Genomic DNA, 22,350 nt, shown 5'->3' on the forward strand with positions numbered 1-22,350 from the left:
TTAGTTTTCAATGTCCGTTTGCTGCCCTCTTGCCGAGTGCTCATCTATAATACCATCTCATCCCTCCCTTTGCAAGTCTTTTTTTTACTTTTTTTAAAAAATTTTTATAATCCTTTTTTCGTTATTTGTTTAATGTTTTATTTTGTTTGATTATATCAATAAAATTTGAAATTCATCAAAAAAAGTCTATTCAATTTGAATAAACTTTTCTAATAAAAAATCAATAAACATTATCATAATAACCAACCAAATGGTCCAAGCAAAAACACTAACCATATCAAATTGGATCCTTGCAAAATTAATAGCTCGACCAACTCCATAAGGCAGTCCTGCTAATATTTCAGCCATGACCGTTACTTTTACACCTAAACTTAACGAACTCTTTAAGCCAGATAGAACACTTGGTTGAATTAAAGGCAAATAAACCTTCAACATTTTATCCATAAATGATGGTTCATATAAAAGAATGACATCTCTTAAATCATGGTCAATATTTTTAAACCCCGATATAAAATTATGATACAGTAGCGGAAAAACAACTAAAAACAAAACTATATAAACAGTTTGTAAAGAGGAAGCCCACAATAAAACCAAAATCACAAAAGATATATTAGGGATTGCTTGTAAAATAGAAAGAATAGGTGAAACATATTCATCTACCACTTTATAACAATATCCTATGTATGCTAAAACAAATGCTAAAACAACACTTATCAAAACAACAATCAGTACATGGGATAAAGTTATAAGTAAAGTCTGATAAAAATTCAAATCACCCAACATCTTTCCCATAGTTACAATCGTTTCACTTGGAAAAGGTAAAATAACATTGTTATGAATACCCCACGCTAGTAGTTGCCACAACAATAATATACAAATAATCAAACGAACTTTATGTTTCATTATTTCACTAACATATCATCACTATATTCAATATGGAATGTTTTTAATATTGATTGAATATCATCTTTAACTGCAGTCGCTTCTTGATAATGAATATTTTGATTCTTCCATGTTTTCGCTGCAATTGCTGCATTAGGAACACCAAATGTTTCTGCTCCAATTTTATTAACTAATTCTTCAATATTATTATCTTCTTTCACAGCTTCTTTATTAGTAAATTCATCTAATTTCACCAATAATTCTTTAACATCTTCTTTATTTTTAACAAAGATAGCTGCTTGCGGATATCCAGCTTGTTTAGAATTTGTCTGTTTTTGATAAAGCTCTTGTAAAGATGCAATATTCTTTATTGTCTTTCCATTTTGTTTTGCCTTAGCAATAGTTGCCGTTGCAGCTGGTTCAGCCATTAATGCATATTGTACTTTTCCTGCCAATACTTGTGCTTGCACATCACTCACAGCATTATAGTAAGTTACTTTCGCATTTTTCATCACATCATTAGAATCTTTTACTAATTTAAAAATCATACCTGGAACAGCTTGTTCTCCAAATGCTGCTAATTCATTATTTTGAACACCTTCATTTTCAACAAGATAAAGATTTCCCCATGTCAAAACACCTGCTAATTTATAATCAGTTTTTCCCTTAGCTAATAATTGACAACCTAAATTAATGGGTGCAACAATAGCATCATATTCACTATCTGCTTTCATTAACTCACTGCTTACTAAGTCACTACCTTCAACAATATTAATCTTTCCATTCTTTGTCACATCTTCATAAACACCTACCAATGATAAAGCAGGCGCTCCATTAGGTGTCAAAATTTTCATTTCATCTGCTGATTTTGATGTTGAGCATCCAGTAAGTATCACCCCTACCATCATCAACATTAATAATATTTTCTTCATAAAATCCCTCCTTATTTACTTTTTATTATAATACTTTTTAACTTCAAATACTATCAAAACGCCTACAGATCAACAAAACGTCCTTTTTGTAAAAAAACAATTGATAAGAAATCTTATCAATTGTTACAACTTATCGAACCATTAATATGATATGATACTTGACTGTCAACCAATTCATTTTCATCTATACAAATATCTTTATTGCCTATTGTTATGCGTCCTTCATACATATGATCATCATTCTTTTTAAATACCTGATATGCTTGTTTAAGCAAATCATCAGCATCATTAACTTGAATATATTCTGCTAACGAATGAATAATCTGGCTATCAGTTTGTAAATCTAATTTTTCATGAATACCTACATTTGTATAATAATCAAAACCTAATGTTTGACTTGTATTTTCTCCGTTTTTATCAAATCTATAACTTAAATAATAAGTAATTCCATCTTTTTCACCACTAACAACAAACGATATTAAATCAATGTACTTCCTTCCAGCTAAGGCACTACTCTTTGTATAAACACAATCAAAATCTAAAATATCATCAAAATATTTCTTAACATTATCTCTTTTTTCTATAACCTTTAAAAGAACTGGATCTTCATTATAACCATTATCTAACAATTCTTCAAAAGTATGTTTTTCAAAATCCATAAAACGATAGTGATCAACAAATGATGGTAGATAGTTCACCAACCCCACAATCATAACAATAAACAAGAAAATTCCTAATAACCATTTTTTACTTTTCTTTCGAGTTTGTTGTGTTGAATTTGTACCTCCATGCTGATCATTGATCTTCCACCCACAATTTGGACATTCCTGTACTCCTAATGGTAACCACGTCCCACAAACCTTGCACTTCATTTTCTTTCCCCTCGCTTATTTTACTATTTCAACTGAACAATATGTTCGATAAGCTGCTGATTCTTCACTTTCTGCTTGTTCTGATAAATAAATTTTAGTATCCCCAACAAATTGACTTGTTTCATAGATTTCCTGGTCACCCTTTTCTAGATTTTGACAAGCTCGTTTTAAGTTCTCATCAATATCACCTACACCTATATAATTTGCTAAAGAATGCACAACACTATTATCAACTTGAAAATCTAATGTTTCCCTAATACTTTCATCTGTACGATTAATAAAGAACAATTCTTTACTGACAATTTCACCATCTTGATCATATTCATAACGCATTCCAAAATAAGTATCATCTTTATAACCAGATACTTCAAAAGATAAACCATTAACATCCTTACCATCTAAATAACTATTTTCTTGCACATTAGCTTCTACAAGTTGTAAATCATATTTAAAATAATTGAATGCCTCATCTTTTTCATTTATAACCTTGAGTAATACATCACTATCCCCATAACCTTTATTCATCAATTCTTGAAAAGTATATTTTTGATAATCCTCAATATGATAACGAGAAATAAGTGCTGGAACAGCAATTGACCCAATAATCCCCATAACAGCAATAATGAAAATAACATAAAACCACCTTGGATATCTATCTTTCTTATTCAATGATTGTTGAGATTTTTTCACTTGAATATGTTCATGGCTTTGTGATGTCACATCAAAAGTATTTACATGACTATCTTTCCACTTATATCCACAATTTGGACATTCTTTTTCTCCAGGCATTATCCTTGTTCCACAAACATCACATTTCATTCTCTCATCCCCTTACTTTAAGTATACGGGATTTATTTATAAAATGAAAGAATTACTCATCTATTTTCTTAGAAGTTAAAGAATATAAACTTGGTCCTTCAACCAGTTTTCCATAAGCATCATAAACCGATTGATGACATGGACATGTCCATGTTTGGTCTTTTTTACAAAATTCTACAACACATTTTAAATGCGGACAATAAGGAGACAGATAATGAAGTTCACCTTTTTTATCTTTATAAACAGCTGTTAATTTCCCATTAACTTTTGTAATCATCCCATCTTGTTTTTCCAACAAAGCGATTGGTTCGTCTAAAAAACGATTAGTAATCATTCCACGCTTCGTATTTTTCCACATTTTATCTTTATACTTCATTGCAAAAGACATTGAAAAATAATGACAACTATAAAGTTCTTCATAGGGATTGTCTTTTTCTAAAATCAAATCACTTATTAAATGAGCAGCAACTTGTGACAAAGTCATTCCCCATTTTTGAAAACCATATATAATAAATTCATTACTATAACGACTTAATCTGCCAATGTAAGGAATCCCGCGGAGTGGAATACTATCTTGGGCAAACCAATCTTTTGCATCACGATGAATTTGTAAACTATCCTGTCTTTCTAATGGTCGATAACTCTTTGTTTGATCAATACATAAATAACTATCTTTTCCTTGATATTCATCAACATAATCAATATATTCTTTTTGCTGAAACAATTTAAAAAAGTACAAACCTTTTCTTATAAAGGGATATCTTGTTGCATGAACAAGATAACGACATTGGATACGTTTATTATTGACATTCAATACAAAAGAATCATCTTTTCTTTCAACATGTGTGACTTCACTATGTTCATAAAAAGTCACCCCTGCTTTTTCACAAATCTGTATAAGACTATATAAATATTTTAAAGGGTGAAAGATAGCCTGATGTTTTAAACCTAATGACTCTAAATGATTTTCATCTTTTAAAGTTTCTACTCTTAATGATTGTAAGATTTCCCTTTCGGCTTGAATGATTTTGACATAGCCTGGATCATCCGTATATATATAAGCATTGTTTTCTTGAAAATCACAATCAATCTTTTCTTTTTGAATAATTGTTTTGATTTCATTTAATGCGCGTTCATTAGACTTATAATAAAGATAAGCTTGATGAACATCATAATGTTTTACCAAGTCAACATAAAGAGTATCATGCAAGGTAGAAATTTTTGCTGTGGTATGTCCACTCGTATGACTACCCATTTCATCTTTATCCAAGACAACGACCTGTTTACCACTATCTTTGAGTTGATAAGCTAATCCTACACCTGATAATCCACCACCAATAATCACAACATCTACAGTTAAATCATCATGTAATGTTTTTCCTATTCTTTTTTTAGAAGTTTTTTGCCAATAAGATTGATTCATATTTATCACCAGCTTTATTATCGACAAAAAACAAGATTTTAAACCTCTTTATCATATAGAAAAGACATAACTATAAAGCTATGTCTTGATAATTTCTAAAATCTACCAGTTCAATCTGATGCTGAGCTAACCATTTTTTTAACCATTCACTGCATAAAAAATCACATTCCATTGCTCGTACATGTGTAAATGATGAATGCGTCAAGATATAATGATCTAAATATCCTGGATGAAAAATAGCAACACAACAAGCATTTTCTTCTATATAATGAAGATTTTCTTCCATATATTGTTGAGGATTATAAAGTCCTTGTTCATCAGCTTTAAAAAATGGTAAACCAACAATCCCATTTTGCTTTTCCCATTCTTTATCCAAAGCCGGATTACAGAAAAACAATCCATGACGTTTTGCAACATTCTCTAAAGCAATAAAGAAATTCTTAGAAAAAACAGCATGTCCTTCAAAATAATCCGGATTTCTCCCTGTTATTTCTTGAAATCTAAGAAGTTGTGCTTCGATTTCTATCTCACATTCTTGTATATTAATTGTATCCTTTTCTCTTGCTCGAATTTCTTTACTTGAACAAAATTCACCATTTGCTTGAACAAGTGAGGGAATGAGACGAGGATCACTTAGTGGTTTTCCCACACATATATTTGTATGTTGACCTAATGCAATATCACAATCCTTAATTAATTCATAACCAAACTGAGCACTTTCCATATTAGGCATCAGTCCAACACTTGTAATCACTCCATCTTTAACTGCTTTTAATATTCCTAAACTTACAGCTTCACTAAAACCAAGATCATCTGCACGCATAATTAATTTCATATTTTTTCATCTATCCTTTCTTTTAATTCTTTTTTCTTTTCTTCTAATTTTTGATCGTATATCTGATGTATATAATCTAACATCTTTCTTCCATCAAAACTGGCATATAAAGACATTGCTGGAACATCAACAATGGTAAATGGATTATGCAAGATTCTTTCAACATTCTTTTTTTCAAAACCAATTTGTGGTTCTAACAATACAATATGTGCCTCTTGATTATCAAAATCATCAATTGCTAAGGATTTGATTTGCCAATCTTTTTCATCACTTTGAAGCTTTTTCTTCATATCAAGGGCAATTAAATCTGACATAGCTCCCACACGACTATGCACCAAGACGACTTGAAAAGGATTTTCTTTGCTATACTTTTCTAATTCCTGTTGAGTCTTTCTTAATACACTTTCACCATCCATCTTTGTATAGTCAACACCATCAATAATCAAAAAGGGAATATTGAGTTCAAGACATTTATGAAGATATTCATCTTTCATATAAGCAATATGCGGTGCCAATAAAAAGATATCTGTTTCTAGCAACAATAAATGAGCGCTCAAAGTATCACTGCATCGAATATGATATTCATGATTAATATCAGCTTCTTGCATCTTACGAACCAGTAAACTCGTTGACATCCCAGCTCCACAAACCAATAAGATATTTTTCATTGTTTTTGCACCTTCTTCATTATTTCTTGTAGTTGTTCATAGGTTGGATTTTGAATTAATTCCCATTGTAATGTTTGTTGACTTAAAAATGTAGAAATAGCTTGATAGAAATGATCTAATTCTTTTATCATCTTATTTTCAATTGAAGATAATAAAATGATTCTAATATGATGATTTTTCCATAATAATGGCTTTTTTAAAATTGTCACGGATACAAATGTTTGTGATGTGACAGGCCGATGAGAATGTGGAAAAGCAACAAAATCATTAAATTCTGTTGTTGCAAGTTGTTCTCTTTCTAATACCAATGATTCAAAGGAATCAGGCAATTGATAGTATTGATGGCATTGTTTGATGATTTGATGTATTGCTTCTTCTTTGCTTGAAAATTGCTGATCAGCAAAAAATAATTGTTTTGGAAAGTATTGCATAATTGGTATTTGATTTAACTGTTTCAATTGATGCGATATTTTGAGTGTATCTTCATACCCCATTAAACTATGAATCATAAAGATAGGAATAGATATTTGTCTTGATAAAGGAACAGTTGTAAATATGCAATCATATGGCTCCATATTATGATTTTCTAATTCAAGTAACGAGCACACATCTAAGATATCAATATAATCCCTAAAATGTTCTTTAAAGAAATATTCTAAAAGCCTGGCACTTCCTACTCCAGAAGAACAAACAAGTAAGATATTCTTTTTATATATATGATTCTTTTTTTGTTCTAAAGATAAATTAATATGTAAAGCAAAATAAGCAATTTCATCATCAGGTAATTGACAATGATAATGTTTATTAATCAATTCACAACCTTTAACCGCTAATTCATAAGCGACTATTAACCTCTTTTTTATATCCAACAATAATGGATTATCCATATACATTTGATATTGGATTCTTTTTAATAAAGGAATCATATGAAGTGATAAGGACACTTGTAGATTCAAATCTGTACTCAATAAAATCCCCGAACTTTTTTCAATAACTTTTAAAAATTCATTAACGACATTGTATATTTCTTGATCAATATAGAGTTGTGAAGTTTGTTGACTATTCTTTCCACATAAGTGCATAGTCAAATAAGCAACTTCTCCTTCTTGATACTCCATATTTAAAATATGACTCATTAATATCATCATAGAACTTGCTAATAACCATTCTTTTTCCTCTTTAATTTCTTTCATCCAAGCTTCATCAATACTCACAAAATGATGTTTGCTTGTACGAATATAAGCAATATATAAATAATGAGAAATATTTTCAAGATTATCATCAGTTACTACAAAATCATAATTCGCGATACTTGATATCAATATTTTCTTAATCTGTTCAAAAATACTTTTATCTATTGGATAGTCTTGTAAATGCCCAATTGCCTTTCTTATATTTATTTCATTTCCATCCAACCTCATCCCATAATGAGCTTTTGTTTCTATCATAATGCCATGTTCTACAAAATATTGTCTAAGTTTTTTTAATTCTTGTTTTAATTGGGTTCTTGATAAATAAAGTTCATCACATAAATCATCTATTTTTAAATAATTTTGATTATCTATAAATCGGTTAAACAAATAAAGAAATCGTGATGTATCATCTTGATTACCTTGTAAATATGATAAAAATAATTCTGAATCTTCAATATGCAATTGATAACCAAAACTTCCTGATTCAATTCTTGCTCCAATGATATTTTCATTGATATTTTTAATGATGGTGCGTACACTTCTTGTACTCATTTGAATACGACTGGCTAAGTCTTTACCTGAGAGTGTTTCATGATTCATCAGTTCAATAAGTAAGTTTTTTTGATTTTTATCCATTACTGTGCACCTCCATCTTTATTTTATCATAATTACTTTGAAAAGGCTGGTTTTTCCAGCCTCATTTTATTCACTTATTCCTTCTTCTTGACAAGCCATATGATCTTGAACTCTAAAGAATGGATAATATATAATTGCTGTTAAAGCAATTAAGATAACTTCTAGAATAATTCCAGAAAGACCGGCAATCATCCAACCATCTAAAATTAGTGGCGTTCCAGTTGCTCCTAAAGCAATTCTTGGTAAAGAAACAAGTCCTAAATTCATTGCAAAATAAGTAATGATTGCTGTAATCTGAGGAACAAGTAAAAATGGAATTGCCATAACTGGATTTAAAATAATTGGCATACCAAAGATAACTGGTTCATTAATATTACATATAGATGGTAAGATACATAATTTTCCTAACGATTTATATCGCTTGCTTTTTGAGAATAATAACATATCCAGAGCTAAGCCCATCGTATTTCCTGCTCCACCTAACATCAAGAAATAAAGAAACCCGACTGTTACAATATTTTGCATTGGTTGCCCAGTTCCAAAAGCGGCTTGATTTTCAACCCCAGCTTGCATAAATAAAATCATCATAAATGGAATTGTGACTTGACCGCCATGAATCCCAAAGAACCAGAACACTTGACAAATAAACAATAAAACCAAGAAAGTAATAACACTTCCAGATAAAGCTGATAATGGAGCCGCTAGCACACTATATAACCATTCACTAAATGTCGCACCTGTCAAAGCATTAAAGATCCCATTAATCACTAAGAAAATTCCGGTAATCACAAACCCTGGAATTAATGCACTAAAAGATTTAGCAACAGTTGGTGGAACTCCATCTGGCATTTTAATAACCCAACCTTTTTTAGTTACAAAAGTATAAATAAATCCAACAAGTAACCCCACTAATAAAGCTGTGAATAAACCTTTAGAACCTAAATAATCAAATGAAAGAACTGTTGTTGGCACTTCATTAATCATGACTTCTGTTAAAGGTGTCATAATAAAGAAAGCTAATACTGATAATAAACCTGAAGGTATTGCATCATTATTCATTCCTTCGTTTCTGACATAGGCATATCCAGCTGCAAAAGCAACATATAATGCCATTAAATCGGTTGTAAATTTACCAACCAAAGCTAAGATTTTACCAATTCCGCTACTTTGTAAAAAAGCTTGATATCCACCAATTGATAAAGTACTTACTAATGAAAAAATAGCTCCAATAATAATTAAAGGCATAATCATATTAAAGGCTGTAGAGACAGCTTTTAATATACGATTGCCACCAACCTTTGTTGCGAGTGGTGCTAAAACATTTTCCATCTTATCCATAAATTTCTGCATTCTTCCCTCTCCTTTCGATGCATTTCTACAATATCATTATATAATAGTTCAATTCATTACAAAGACTGTTTATTTCCTCTAAGGGTAGGAAAAGTTTTATATAAATCAATAAATTCTTTCATCATTGACTTATATAATTGTAAGGACATTAACATATCTTCAGCATGAACTAGCAACAAGTCTAGTTCACATTCTTGATTCAACAATTTGGCATGTATTTGATGAGCCTTTAATAGGAGCTTATTTCCATTATCTAAACAGTATTGTGCTTGATGATAATTATCTTGCTTTACATACATAAAAGCTTGATGATAAAACTGTTGAGTCTGAGTTGTTAATTGTATAACTGATATTGTATCATTTGTCATTTCTTCTTTTTTCATATCATCAACTCCTACAATCCCTATTATAAAAAATAAAGCGTCTTTTTAAAGACGCTTATATTTCCTATCCTTGCGGAAATGATTCATCACTTGTAATTGTTGTTGAGGTAAAATTATTTCAATTGTTGTTCCTTTATCAAGTTCACTCATTAAATGAATAGTTCCTTTATAATGCGAAACAATATGTTTCACAATAGCTAAACCAAGTCCTGTTCCCCCACGTTGTCTACTTCTTCCTTTATCCACCCGATAAAACCTTTCAAACACACGTGATTGATCTGCTAAAGGAATCCCTATACCACTATCCTTAACAACAATCTTCATTGCCTCACTCAGTTCTTCAATACGTACACTCACACTTCCATGATCTTTATTATACTTAATCGCATTTCCAATAACATTATTAAGCAAAGTATAAATTTGTTGATGATTCCCAATATAAGTCATATCATCAAAAGTAACATCCATATGAATATCATGTTTAGCAATCTCCACTTCATAACTATCCAGCACTTCCTCAACCAAACCTTTCATCTTTAAAGGAAGCATTTCAACCTCAATATCCATATTTTCAATTCTTGACAACATCAAAATATCATTAATCAATCCAGACATACTATTCACTTCATCTTGAATCTTCTCTAACATTCTTTGTTTTTGACTTTCATCCTGAATTAATCCCTGTGCCAATAAATCACTATATCCTCTAATCGAAGTCATTGGTGTTTTCAATTCATGAGAAACATTAGAAAAAAATTCACTACGCATTTTTTCAGCTTTTTTTGCTGCGGTTATATCAACAAACAAAAGTGTCGTACCTAAATAAACACGTGAAATATAACAAGCATAAATACTATGATTAATTTTTATTTGTACTTCTTGTTTAGGAACATTATTTTCTAAAGCATTAATGATTTCTGGATAATATAGATAATCCATAAACTGATCATAGGGTTTCATATCCCCTAAAATAGAAATAGCTCTAGCATTAATACTTAATATTTTATAATTTTCATCTAATAAAACAAAACCTTCATTCATTTGTTTTAAGATTTCATCCATTTTAATACGTTCTAATTTCACTTCTCTCATCGACTTACGTAAACGATGAGAAAGATTATGAATTGTATTAACAATAATATTAAACTCCTGATAATCATATTTCTTTAAATCAAAACGAAAATCTTTTGTCATATGATCTAAACTATCACTAATTTCAATAATTGGTTTAGAAATAGTATAGGCTAACTTTCTTGATAAAAAGAAAGCAATCACAAAAGAGATCATTGCACTGATAGATAAAGCCGGTATTAACGAAGGCAAATAATCAATAAGACCATTATAAGGAATTGATAATCGTAAAACATAATCTTGATTATAATAGGCTACATATAACGTCTTTTCTCCTGTTGTTTCTGAACGTCTAATAGCATAACCTTCTTTATGTTTAAAAGCTTCTTGGACTTCCTGACGTTCAAAATGATTTTCTGAAATCGAACGTGATACTGTATCGGCAACGACATTTCCTTTTGTATCAATAATACTAATACGGGTTTGATCGGAATAAGCTAATGGATTAAGTTTATCAACTTGTTGTTCAAGGGATTGATTTTTATCAATTGCATAATCAATTAACTTCAACGAGTATAACATTTCTCTTTTGGTTGTATTCAACAAACCATTTGAAATAAGTGTTGCTGAAAGAAAACAACTGCTTAAAAGAGCAATAATTAAAATAAATATAAAATAACGGAGGATTGACTTAGTCATGTGAATCCTCCTTTTCAACAAATCGATAACCTACTGATCGAATTGTTTTAATATATTTTTCTCCATCATCATCTAATTTCTTTCTTAATGATCTAATATGCACATCTAGCGCTCTAGACTCACCTATAAAATCATAACCCCAGATATTATTCAATAATTCATCTCTTTCAACAACACGTTGTTTATTTTCTATTAAATATAACAACAATTGATATTCTTTATGTGTCAAATCCATAATCTGATCAAAATGAGTCACAACATGTGTTGATTTATCAATTGTTAGACTTGGAGTTTTAATCTGTTTTGATTTTGGTTGTACCCTTCTTAATAATGTACGAACACGAGCACATAGTTCAAGAACGCCAAATGGTTTTGTCATATAATCATCGCTGCCACTATCTAAACCATGAATTTTATCAATTTCAGTATCTTTAGCACTTAAAATTAAAATGGGAACTTGGGTATTTGTTTCTCTAATTTTCTTTACTGCTGTAATTCCATCCATTTGTGGTAACATAACATCAAAGATTGCAAGATCTGGGGCAAATTCATGGAAAGCTGCAATCGCATCAATAGCATTATCAAACAAAATAACTTGATAACCATTGGATTCCAATGATAATTTCACAATTTCCTGAATATTTTCATCATCTTCTATGACAAATATACGCTCGTTCATTTTTCTTCCTCCTAAATAAGTCGGTGTTGATTGACTGTTCCCGTCTGATTAAACTCTAACCATTCACAAATATTAACAGCATGATCTCCTACTCTTTCTAAATACTTAGCAATCATAAGAAAATCAATACAATAATCCACCTTTTCACTATTTTCCTTTAAAATTTCAATAACCTCTTGTTTTACTTCTTCAAACAAACTATCAATCTCATCATCCATATCCTTAACCATTTGAGCCGTTGTTAAATCCTTTTTAATAAAAGCATCAATCGCTTCATGAACCATAATTTTTGCCTTCTTAGCCATAGTTGGAATATGTTCGACTGTACGATAAGCATGTTTCCCTTCAAAATGATAAATAATTTCTGCAATATCAGCTGCCTGATCACCAATTCTTTCCAAATCAGTAACAATCTTTAAAGCTGAAGTCACATTTCTCAAATCACTAGCAATTGGCTGTTGGCGTAAAATTAAACTAAAAGCCCTAGATTCAATACTTCTTTCCATATCATTAATCAATCGATCATTTTCAATAATCTCTTTAGCCAAAGCTTTATCATGATGTTTAAAAGCATCAATCATATTTTCTATAGAAACTTCAACCAAATGACCCATCTTTGTTAAATCAATATTTAACTTATCCAATTGCTCATCAAAAACTCTACGCATCATAATACTACCTCCATTATATTTATTTTTTCATCAAAACACAACCATTAACCAAAACGTCCAGTAATATAATCCTCAGTTCGCTTATCCTGAGGTAATGAGAAAATATCTTTTGTCTTACCATATTCCACCATTTCACCTACTAAGAAAAAAGCAGTATAATCAGCAATACGTGATGCTTGCTGCATATTATGAGTGACTATGGCTATCGTATACTTGTTCTTTAATTCCATCAGCAATTCTTCAATTTTTAAAGTTGAAATGGGATCCAAGGCACTGGTTGGTTCATCCAACAAGATGACTTCTGGTTCAACTGCTAGACATCTAGCAATACATAGACGTTGTTGTTGTCCACCAGATAATCCTAATGCTGAAGAATGTAAACGATCCGCAACTTCATCATATAACGCTGCTGCTTTTAAGCTTTTTTCTACAATCACATCTAATTCTTTTTTATTTTTAATCCCATGTATTCTTGGTCCATAAGCAACATTATCATAAATACTCATAGGAAAAGGATTAGGTTGTTGAAAAACCATTCCAACTTTCTTTCTTAAAATCGTTGTATCGACGCGACTATCATATATATTTTCATCATCTAATAAGATTTCACCTTCAATTTTTACATTATTTACATAATCATTCATACGATTTAAAGTCTTTAAGAATGTAGATTTACCACATCCTGAAGGACCAATAAAAGCTGTAATCTTATTTTCCATAATATCTAAACTCACATCTTTTAAGGCATGTTTTTCACCATAATAAAGATTTAAATTTCTTGCTTGTATCTTTGCCATAATTTATCCTCTCTTATTCACATCAAATTGATTTGAAATCCATTTTGCTATAAAGTTCAACAACAAAATAATTAATATTAATATAAATGCAATAACAAATGCCTGTTCATAATGAGCCTTTGCCATCTCTAAATAAAGCTGAATTGTCAATGTCCCACCACTAGAGAAAAGATGTCCAAATAAACTTTTAGGCAACACGGATAAACTTCCAGCAGTAAATAGTAAAGCTGCCGACTCAGCTACAATTCGACCCATTGCTAAAATCACTCCCGTTAAAATACCCGGAATCGCACTTGGTAAAAGAACACTTCTAATCATATACCATTTCGTTGAGCCCATGCCTAAAGCCGCTTCTCGATAACTCTTAGGTACAGCTTGCAAAGCAACTTGTGCATTTCTTGAGATAATCGGTAAAATCATAATGGCAAGTGTTAAAGACCCTGTTAAAATTGAATATTCTAATTTCAATACACCACCAAAAAACAACATTCCAAATAAACCATAAATAATTGAAGGAATCCCAGCTAAAACCTCGGTTGTAAAGGAAATGATATTCACAAACTTTTTATTTGTTGCATATTCATTTAAATAAATAGCGCCACCTATTCCAATTGGACAAGCAATCACTAAGGTTACAACAATGATATAAATAGTATTAATAATATTAGGTAAAATCCCTACAGTATTCTTTAAAATGCTTGTTGTTTGAATAAGATAATCAAACGAAAAATGTGGAATCCCTCGATAACAGATATATCCAATAATAACTACTAATAACGAAACCGAAATAAAAGTAGACAACTGAATCAAAACATGAACAACATTATCAATAACCCTACTTTTCTTTTCATAAATACTGTTATTCATGTTGATCACCCCTTGTCAAAATATAAGTCAATACTAAATTAATACAAATAATAAAGATAAACAAAATCAAACCAATCGTAAATAAAACTTCACGATGTAATCCAGATGCATAACTCATTTCAGTAACAATCGCCGTTGTTAAAAAACGAACAGAATGAAATGGTAAAGGTATATTTACTGAATTACCAGCCACTAATAATATTGCCATTGCTTCACCAATTGCACGTCCAACACCTAAAACAATTGCTGACATAATCCCATTCTTAGCTGCTGGTAAAACGACTTTAAAAATAGTTTGAATTTGACTTGCCCCTAAAGCTAAAGAACTTTTTCGATAATCATCAGGGACTGTTTTTAAAGCTGTTTCACTAATATTAATTAATGTTGGTAAAATCATAATGGCTAAAACAAGAATAGCCGAGATTAAATTAGAGCCCCCTGTAAATTGATGGGTTAAAGAATCTTTGAAGATAAACAACTCAAGTTGATACATGAGTGGATTGATAATGAGGATTCCTAAGAGTCCATACACAACAGAAGGAATACCTGCTAAGAGTTCAATCGCTGATTTTACAACCTTTCTCACTCTTTTTGAAGCAATTTCTGATAAATTAATAGCTGTTAATAAACCAATTGGAACCGCAATCCCTATAGCAAGAAATACTCCTAAAATAGATGTTAGTATAATATATAAAATTCCATACTCTGGATGTGTCGCGGTAGGCGCCCAAACCTGACCAAATAAAATATCTGTTAACCCAACTTTAAACAAAGCTGGTGTTCCTGAAATAAACATATATGCAGTAATAGATAACACTGCAATAATTGAAACAATTGCACAACCTTTTAAAATAATTGCTGCTGCTTTTTCAACAGTTGATTTACTTTTATGATGAGCGAGAATTGATAACATACTTCTTTCCATAATGTCCTCCTTATTGTGGACTCATTAATCCTACTGATTGTATAATTTTTTGTCCTTTTGGACTTTGAAGATAATAAAAGACATCTTGAACTTCTTTTCTTTGTTTTTCAATTGGACCATAAGTTGCCATCACAAATGGTCTTTGTAATAAATACTTTCCTGATTGAATAGATTCCTGATTAACTTCTACATTATCAATCGATAAAGCTTTAACACTTTCATCTAAGACATCTAAAGAAACATAACCAATTGCCCCTGAAATTGAACCAACCTTTGCCATAACTGGACCTGTTTCATTGTATTCATTCGCATATTGACATTGTTCTTCAATCTTAAGAAGTTCTTCAAATGCTACTCTTGTGCCCGAACCAGCTTCACGTCCAATAACTACAATCGGCTGATTATTACCACCAACTTCCTGCCAGTTTCTAATCTTCCCTTTATAAATATCAATCAATTGTTGATGAGTTAGATTATTGACAGGATTATCCTTACTTGTAATCACTGCAATTGCATCAATTGCGACTATATTTTCTACTAAGCCTTTTTTCTTTTCACTTGCTTTTAAAGCTCTTGATGAATTTCCAATATCTGCTCGATGTTGAAGAACTGCTTCAATCCCTGAACTAGAACCAGTAAACTGTGGTTCTAATTGTAAAGATGGATATTCTTCACTTACACCTTCTCTTAATGCATTCATCAGTTTTTCCATTGACGTTGAACCATCTAATGATACCTTATGATAAGGATCTTCTGCTTTTGCCTGACAGCCAAAAATGGTCGCACCAATCACAACAAGAAAAACTAAAGAAATAACTTTTATTTTATTCACTTTATAATCACCTTACTTTTTCTTAACACAAGCATAGTTTATATTGTTTTATCTTTAACAAATATCAAAGACATGTATAAAATGTGTTAAGATTTTGTAAATAGTATACCCAAAAATAAAAGTCACGATAATTCGTGACTACTTTTGTGGAATAATTAATTTAACTTGTTTAATAACTGCTTGTCCTTTTTCACTATTAATGAAATTAAATACAGCTTGTACTTGTTCACTTTGTTCTTCAATCTTTCCTTTTGTTGCCATAACAAATGGTCTTTGTAATTGATAGCTGCCATCTAAAATTGTTGATTCACTTGCTGTTATACCATCTAACTGTAAAGTATTCACTTTATCCTTACTATCTTCAACAATATCTAAAGAAACATAACCAATAGCTCCTTTAGTTTCTTGAACCTTAGCCACTACAGCACCTGTTTCATTTAATTCATTAGCATATTGACACTTATCTTTAATATCTAAAATTTCTTCAAATGCTCCTCTTGTTCCTGAAGCCGCTTCACGTCCAACGACAACAATCTTTTGATCAGCCCCACCAACTTCTTTCCAATTCTTAATTTTACCAGTATAGATATCTGCTAATTGTTGTTTTGTTAAATTTTTTACAGTATTACTTTTTTCAGTAATCATTGCAATCCCATCTAATGCAACTACATTTTCTTCAATTCCTTGAGCTTTTTCTTCATCAGTTAAAGCTCTTGAAGAATTACCAATATCCACTTTCCCAGAGGCAACCGCCTTGATTCCTGAACCTGATCCAGTAAATTGTGGTTCTAATGATAATTCTGGATAATCTTCACGAATTGCTTCTTTTAAAGCATTCATCAGTTTTTCCATTGAAGTTGATCCTTCTAAAACAACTTTACCGCTGACATTTGCTTTTGTGCTTTCTCCCTGATTTGTTTCACTATTTCCACAACCAACTAAACTTAAACTCAATACACACGCTAATAATAAAGTTCCTAATTTTTTCATTATATCTTTCCTTCCTTGTCTTTCTTATTGACGAGTATAGTTTATATTTTTTTATTATTTTAAAATAGACAGATTATCTTGAGTTTAAGTTAATTTTTTGTTAAACAGATTTATCAATTTTGTAGTTCACTTTCGATAACTTTTCAAAAGAATAGGAGTATAATAGAAACAGAAAGAAGGAATGATTATGTCACTATTTGTAAAAGTCTTTAGTTTTCTTATTCCGATTATCATGATTATTATGGGTATAAAAATGTGGTTTTTACCAGTTAGAACAATCAATCCCCATCATGGTTATCATAGTCGAAAAAGCATGTTATCTCAGGATGCTTGGGACTATGCCCAAGCTTGTATGGGTAAAACATGGACATTAGTTGGAATAGCATTAATTTTTGTTACTATTTTTCTATTACCACGAATTGCTCTTTCTGATATCAACACCCTCATTACAATTTTAAGTATTCAAATTGTTTTCTTATTTCTACCAATGGCTTGGGTAGAAATAGCATTAGGTAGATTTGACCAATAGGTATTGACAAAATACCTATTTTCATTATCTTTATAAATAGGAGGTCATTATGAAAGAAAACAAATATGATCAAGATTCATTTTTTCAAAAATATAGTCAGATGAGTCGTTCTCAACAAGGTTTAGAAGGAGCTGGAGAATGGCATGAATTAGAAAAATTATTACCAGACTTTACTAATCAACGTGTACTTGATTTAGGCTGTGGTTATGGATGGCATTGCTGGTACGCTATGGAACATCTTGCTAAAAGTGTAATAGGTGTCGATATTTCACAAAAGATGTTAGATGTAGCTAAGCAAAAACATCATCATCCACATATTGCTTATCAAAATAGTGCTATGGAAGATTTAGATTATCAAGAAAATTCTTTTGATATTGTGATGAGTTCGTTAGCCTTTCATTATATAAATGATTTTCAAGGACTTGTTAAAAATATCTCTCATTGGTTAAGTCCAGGTGGTTATTTTGTTTTTTCTGTAGAACATCCTATCTTTACTGCACAAGGTTCACAAGATTGGTATTATGATGAAAATGGTCAAATTCTTCATTTTCCAGTAGATAATTACTATTATGAGGGAAAAAGAGAAGCACACTTTTTAGGTGAATCAGTCATCAAATATCATCGTACTTTAACAACCTATCTGAATACTTTATTAGAAAATGATTTTATCATTGAGAATGTTGTTGAACCAATGCCACCTGCTCATATGATGGATCTTCCCGGTATGAAAGATGAAATGAGAAGGCCTATGATGTTACTAATCAAAGCACAAAAGAAGCTATAACTTCATATAGCTTCTTTTCATTTTATAAAGTTTGTTCAGTTCTTTCAATAATATCATCTTGTGTTGCTTTTGATAAGACATTGAAGAATGCTGAATATCCTGCAACTCTAACAATCAAGTCACGATGGTTTTCTGGATGAAGCTGTGCATCAATCAATGTTTCGCGATCTACGACATTGTATTGAACATGATATCCATGTAATCGATTAAAGAATGTCTTAATCATCATTTCTAACTTCATCTTGTTTTCTTCAGTTGATAACATTTGTGGTGTCACTTTTTGATTCAATAATACTCCACCAGTAATCTCATGTGTTGGTAATTTTGATACTGTCTTAAAGACTGCTGTTGGTCCACTCTTATCCATCGCATGGGCTGGTGAACATCCTTCAGCAAGTGGTGTACGTGCCTTTCTTCCATCAGGTGTTGCCATTGTTCCTAGACCTTGTCCAACATTTGCTGAGATGGATGATGTTCCTGCATAACGAATCCCACCAATTGGGCCTCTACCATAACGTGTATTTGGATATTTCTTCATTTCATCGATATAAGAGTTATAGGCTTCAACAACCAATTGATCAACATAGTCATCATCATTTCCATATTTAGGAACATCATGAATAAGCATAGATTGAATTCTTTGATTATCTTCACCTTCAAAGTCTGCAAGCATAGCATTCCATAATTGTTCTGGTGTAATTTTCTTTTCTTCATAAACAAGCTTTTTGATAGCTGCTAAACTATCTGCCATATTGGCAATCCCAATCTGTAATCCAGAAATGAAGTCATAGATTGCTCCACCTTCCTTAATTGTCTTTCCTCGTCCAATACAATCTTGAGTCAAGGCTGAACATAAGATATCCGGAATTTCACGCTCTCCAGCTATATCTACTGCATTTTCTACAATCACAGAAACTCTTGTCAATTCTCTGATTGCTTTATCCCAAGCGGCCTGTAATTCTTCAAAAGATTTCATATCTTTAAAATGTCCGCTGCCACTGACAAATCTCTTACCTGTCGTTAAATCAATACCATCATTCATAACACAAAGTAAGATTCTAGGGAAATTCAAGTATGACATTCCTGTACAACGATATCCCCATTTACCTGGTACTGCGGTTTCTACGCATCCAATAGCTGAATAATTATAAGCATCTTCTTCCTTAACACCTAAATCAATAAATGATGGTATGATAATTTCATCATTATTGAAAGCTGGCATTCCTGTTCCTAATTTCATAACTTCAATGGCTTCATCTAAGAATTCTTGAGGTATTCCATTATAATATCTAACTGTCAAGTTTGGTTGAGGAAGTCTTGTTTGAGCAACTGATTTTAAGACAAGATATGATAATTTATTAATTGCACATTTTTTATCTGGTGTTTGACCACCAATTGTTACATTTTGATACATTGGACTTCCTGCTGATGAATACGTATGAGCCTGTGAACGAACTTTATTGATTGTTAAGGTCTTGATCCACAAGTTTGTTAATAATTCAACTGCTTCATCTTCAGTAATTATTCCAGCATCTAAATCATGTTGAAGATAAGGATAGATATATTGATCAAAACGTCCATATGATAATGAATGCCCATTTGATTCAATTTGTAAGATTAATTGAATAAACCATGTTGATTGAATGGCTTCTTGAAAAGTTTCAGCTGGTTCATAAGGAACCTTAGCACAAATTCTAGAAATCTCTAATAATTCTTCTTTTCTTTTCCCACTAGTCTCTTGAGCTTTTTTATATGCTAAACGACTGAATCTATCCGCATATATCTTCACTGCTTCAATCACAATCAAGACAGCCTTATAAAACATATATTTATCAATACTTTCAGGTTTACATAAATCCAATTCTGCTTTTAATCTCTTGACTCTTTCCTCATATCCCTTTAAACCAGTTTGTAAAACAGTCTGATAATCGACTGCCAAATGAGCATCCCCAGAATTTAACTTACCTTCCATTCCAAGTAATCCTGTAGACATAATATCTCTCACTTCATCAGGAAGCAAAGCATCACCTTTAGCTCTTAAATTATTATTTTCCCAAAATGGAGCAATTGAACGCAAAGCTTCCTTTGTTTCTTCAGTAATATAGAAAACATCTCCATCACGTTTTTCAAACTTATCCAATTCATCAATTACAAACTCTAATGTATACTCAGGAAATATTGGTGCATCTTTATTAGAAGATGCTTGATTTCCAACAATCAAAGTTTCATCTTCAATATAAATAGACATCTTCTCTAAAATATTTTTTAACATCAAAGCTCTTTTCATAACAGCTGGCTGATTTTGATGTTCTTTATAGGCTTCTGTAGCTAAGAGTGCTCGCTCAGCACAGATATATGGTTTCTTTTCTAAAACCTTCTCTCTAAATTCATTCATACGTGGTGTCAAATCTCCAAAATGCTCAACATTTTTCATTATGCTTCCTCCTTTATTTCATTTGAAAGTTATTTCTTTTTCATTTCCAATTATATCTTATCACAATAAAATATAAAGTCAATATTTATCCCATACAAAATATGTTATAGTTTCATTCGTAATATTTTATTTACTTTTACATATTCACATGTTATGATAAAGATGCTAAAGGAGAGATCTTATGTCAAAGGGAATGGTTTTTAATATTCAAAAATTTAGTATTCATGATGGTCCAGGGATTCGCACAACTGTCTTTTTAAAAGGTTGTCCTTTAAGATGTCAATGGTGTTCTAATCCTGAATCGCAACTTGATCATATTCAAATTCTTTATGACCAAGAAAAATGTGTCCATTGTCAAACTTGTGTTCACGTATGTCCTCATCATGCGATTAAACATCAAAACCAACGAATTATCATTCAACAAGATCAATGTGTTGGTTGTTTATCATGTGTGCAAGCCTGTCCACAAAAAGCCTTAAGTCATGAAGGAGAATTAAAAGATACTGATGAAATTGTGAGAATTTGTTTGCAAGATCAAGATTTTTATGAAGAATCAGATGGTGGAGTAACGATTTCTGGTGGAGAAGGAATGAGTCAGCCTGCTTTTGTTAGGGAGTTAGTAGAAAAACTGAAAGCTAAGAATATACATATGGCGATTGAAACAACTGGTTATATTGAGCCAGATATATTCCATGAATTAGCTCCTTTATTTGATTTGTTGTTATTTGATGTTAAACATTATGATAGTCAACAACATTTTAAAGGAACTGCTGTCTATAATGAATTAATTATTTCAAATTTAAAATGGGCCATTGAACATCATATTGAAGTCCTACCAAGAATCCCAGTAATTCCTGATTTTAACGCATCACTTGATGATGCATTAGGTTTAGCAAAGCTTTTGGTATCTGTTGGAGCAAAACGTGTTCAACTTTTACCTTTTCATCAATTTGGTGAAAAGAAATATGAAATGTTAAATCGAGATTATACACTTAAAAATAAAAAAGCCCTTCATCCAGAGGATTTAAAGGACTATCAAAAAATATTTATTGATCAAGGTCTTGATTGTTTCTTCTAAA

22 protein-coding genes are annotated in these 22,350 nt (G+C 31.1%); 3 read left to right on the plus strand and 19 right to left on the minus strand.

The genetic code is table 11. The features are described 5' to 3' along the window. Window positions 1-186: 186 nt before the first annotated feature. The 18 genes from EDD60_RS08855 to EDD60_RS08940 all read right to left on the minus strand — a co-directional run bounded on the left by EDD60_RS08855 (window position 187) and on the right by EDD60_RS08940 (window position 17,524). Window positions 187-903, minus strand: a complete 717-nt coding sequence (locus EDD60_RS08855; protein WP_066450245.1) for an ABC transporter permease — start codon at window positions 901-903, stop codon at window positions 187-189. After that, complete coding sequence (locus EDD60_RS08860; protein WP_066450248.1) at window positions 903-1,814, minus strand: hypothetical protein; 912 nt, start codon at window positions 1,812-1,814, stop codon at window positions 903-905. The genes EDD60_RS08855 and EDD60_RS08860 overlap by 1 nt, the downstream gene beginning before the upstream one ends. Window positions 1,815-1,930: 116 nt before the next feature. Further along, complete coding sequence (locus tag EDD60_RS08865) at window positions 1,931-2,686, minus strand: hypothetical protein (protein ID WP_066450251.1); 756 nt, start codon at window positions 2,684-2,686, stop codon at window positions 1,931-1,933. 15 nt (window positions 2,687-2,701) lie between these two features. Further along, a complete protein-coding gene (locus EDD60_RS08870) occupies window positions 2,702-3,505 on the minus strand; it encodes a zinc ribbon domain-containing protein (protein WP_066450252.1) in 804 nt (267 codons plus the stop codon). Between the two features lie 52 nt (window positions 3,506-3,557). Further along, window positions 3,558-4,928 (minus strand): FAD-dependent oxidoreductase, encoded by a 1,371-nt coding sequence (locus EDD60_RS08875; protein ID WP_066450254.1) that lies wholly within the window; start codon window positions 4,926-4,928, stop codon window positions 3,558-3,560. A 70-nt stretch (window positions 4,929-4,998) separates the two neighbouring features. Next, window positions 4,999-5,763 carry a ChbG/HpnK family deacetylase gene (locus EDD60_RS08880; RefSeq protein WP_066450318.1) on the minus strand — a complete coding sequence of 255 codons (765 nt, stop codon included), beginning with the start codon at window positions 5,761-5,763 and terminating at the stop codon, window positions 4,999-5,001. After that, complete coding sequence (locus EDD60_RS08885; protein ID WP_243646662.1) at window positions 5,760-6,431, minus strand: hypothetical protein; 672 nt, start codon at window positions 6,429-6,431, stop codon at window positions 5,760-5,762. Before EDD60_RS08885 ends, EDD60_RS08880 begins: the two co-directional genes overlap by 4 nt. Then, window positions 6,428-8,260 (minus strand): BglG family transcription antiterminator, encoded by a 1,833-nt coding sequence (locus tag EDD60_RS08890; protein ID WP_066450256.1) that lies wholly within the window; start codon window positions 8,258-8,260, stop codon window positions 6,428-6,430. Before EDD60_RS08890 ends, EDD60_RS08885 begins: the two co-directional genes overlap by 4 nt. Before the next feature lie 66 nt (window positions 8,261-8,326). Continuing rightward, complete coding sequence (locus EDD60_RS08895) at window positions 8,327-9,610, minus strand: PTS sugar transporter subunit IIC (RefSeq protein ID WP_066450257.1); 1,284 nt, start codon at window positions 9,608-9,610, stop codon at window positions 8,327-8,329. A 56-nt stretch (window positions 9,611-9,666) separates the two neighbouring features. Next, complete coding sequence (locus EDD60_RS08900; RefSeq protein ID WP_243646663.1) at window positions 9,667-9,993, minus strand: PTS lactose/cellobiose transporter subunit IIA; 327 nt, start codon at window positions 9,991-9,993, stop codon at window positions 9,667-9,669. A gap of 45 nt (window positions 9,994-10,038) precedes the next feature. Further along, window positions 10,039-11,763, minus strand: coding sequence for a sensor histidine kinase (locus tag EDD60_RS08905; RefSeq protein WP_132226375.1), 1,725 nt, complete (start codon window positions 11,761-11,763; stop codon window positions 10,039-10,041). After that, a complete protein-coding gene (locus EDD60_RS08910) occupies window positions 11,756-12,442 on the minus strand; it encodes a response regulator transcription factor (RefSeq protein ID WP_066450262.1) in 687 nt (228 codons plus the stop codon). The genes EDD60_RS08905 and EDD60_RS08910 overlap by 8 nt, the downstream gene beginning before the upstream one ends. Before the next feature lie 11 nt (window positions 12,443-12,453). Next, window positions 12,454-13,113, minus strand: coding sequence for a phosphate signaling complex protein PhoU (gene phoU / locus EDD60_RS08915; RefSeq protein ID WP_066450264.1), 660 nt, complete (start codon window positions 13,111-13,113; stop codon window positions 12,454-12,456). Window positions 13,114-13,157: 44 nt separating this feature from the next. Further along, window positions 13,158-13,913 (minus strand): phosphate ABC transporter ATP-binding protein PstB, encoded by a 756-nt coding sequence (pstB, locus tag EDD60_RS08920; RefSeq protein WP_207905311.1) that lies wholly within the window; start codon window positions 13,911-13,913, stop codon window positions 13,158-13,160. Next, on the minus strand, window positions 13,914-14,777 hold the full coding sequence (gene pstA / locus EDD60_RS08925; protein ID WP_066450266.1) for a phosphate ABC transporter permease PstA: 864 nt from the start codon (window positions 14,775-14,777) through the stop codon (window positions 13,914-13,916). Then, on the minus strand, window positions 14,770-15,702 hold the full coding sequence (pstC, locus tag EDD60_RS08930; RefSeq protein WP_066450267.1) for a phosphate ABC transporter permease subunit PstC: 933 nt from the start codon (window positions 15,700-15,702) through the stop codon (window positions 14,770-14,772). Before pstC ends, pstA begins: the two co-directional genes overlap by 8 nt. Window positions 15,703-15,712: 10 nt before the next feature. Beyond that, a complete protein-coding gene (locus EDD60_RS08935; protein WP_082787448.1) occupies window positions 15,713-16,534 on the minus strand; it encodes a phosphate ABC transporter substrate-binding protein in 822 nt (273 codons plus the stop codon). Window positions 16,535-16,672: 138 nt separating this feature from the next. Next, window positions 16,673-17,524 (minus strand): phosphate ABC transporter substrate-binding protein, encoded by an 852-nt coding sequence (locus tag EDD60_RS08940; protein ID WP_066450269.1) that lies wholly within the window; start codon window positions 17,522-17,524, stop codon window positions 16,673-16,675. 187 nt (window positions 17,525-17,711) lie between these two features. Here EDD60_RS08940 and EDD60_RS08945 point away from each other — a divergent pair, with 187 nt between their 5' ends. Next, on the plus strand, window positions 17,712-18,053 hold the full coding sequence (locus EDD60_RS08945) for an SdpI family protein (RefSeq protein WP_066450272.1): 342 nt from the start codon (window positions 17,712-17,714) through the stop codon (window positions 18,051-18,053). 49 nt (window positions 18,054-18,102) lie between these two features. Next, entirely contained in the window at window positions 18,103-18,837 is a 735-nt protein-coding gene (locus tag EDD60_RS08950) for a class I SAM-dependent methyltransferase (RefSeq protein WP_066450277.1), read from the plus strand. A 22-nt stretch (window positions 18,838-18,859) separates the two neighbouring features. Here EDD60_RS08950 and EDD60_RS08955 read toward each other — a convergent pair whose 3' ends face one another. Further along, window positions 18,860-21,271 carry a glycyl radical protein gene (locus EDD60_RS08955; RefSeq protein ID WP_066450280.1) on the minus strand — a complete coding sequence of 804 codons (2,412 nt, stop codon included), beginning with the start codon at window positions 21,269-21,271 and terminating at the stop codon, window positions 18,860-18,862. A 181-nt stretch (window positions 21,272-21,452) separates the two neighbouring features. On the opposite strand from EDD60_RS08955, the gene EDD60_RS08960 reads away from it, so the two are divergent. Beyond that, complete coding sequence (locus tag EDD60_RS08960) at window positions 21,453-22,349, plus strand: glycyl-radical enzyme activating protein (protein ID WP_066450281.1); 897 nt, start codon at window positions 21,453-21,455, stop codon at window positions 22,347-22,349. Window position 22,350 lies beyond the last annotated feature (1 nt).

Origin of the sequence: Longibaculum muris, from assembly GCF_004343035.1 — a bacterium.
Lineage (GTDB): Bacteria > Bacillota_I > Bacilli_A > Erysipelotrichales > Coprobacillaceae > Longibaculum > Longibaculum muris.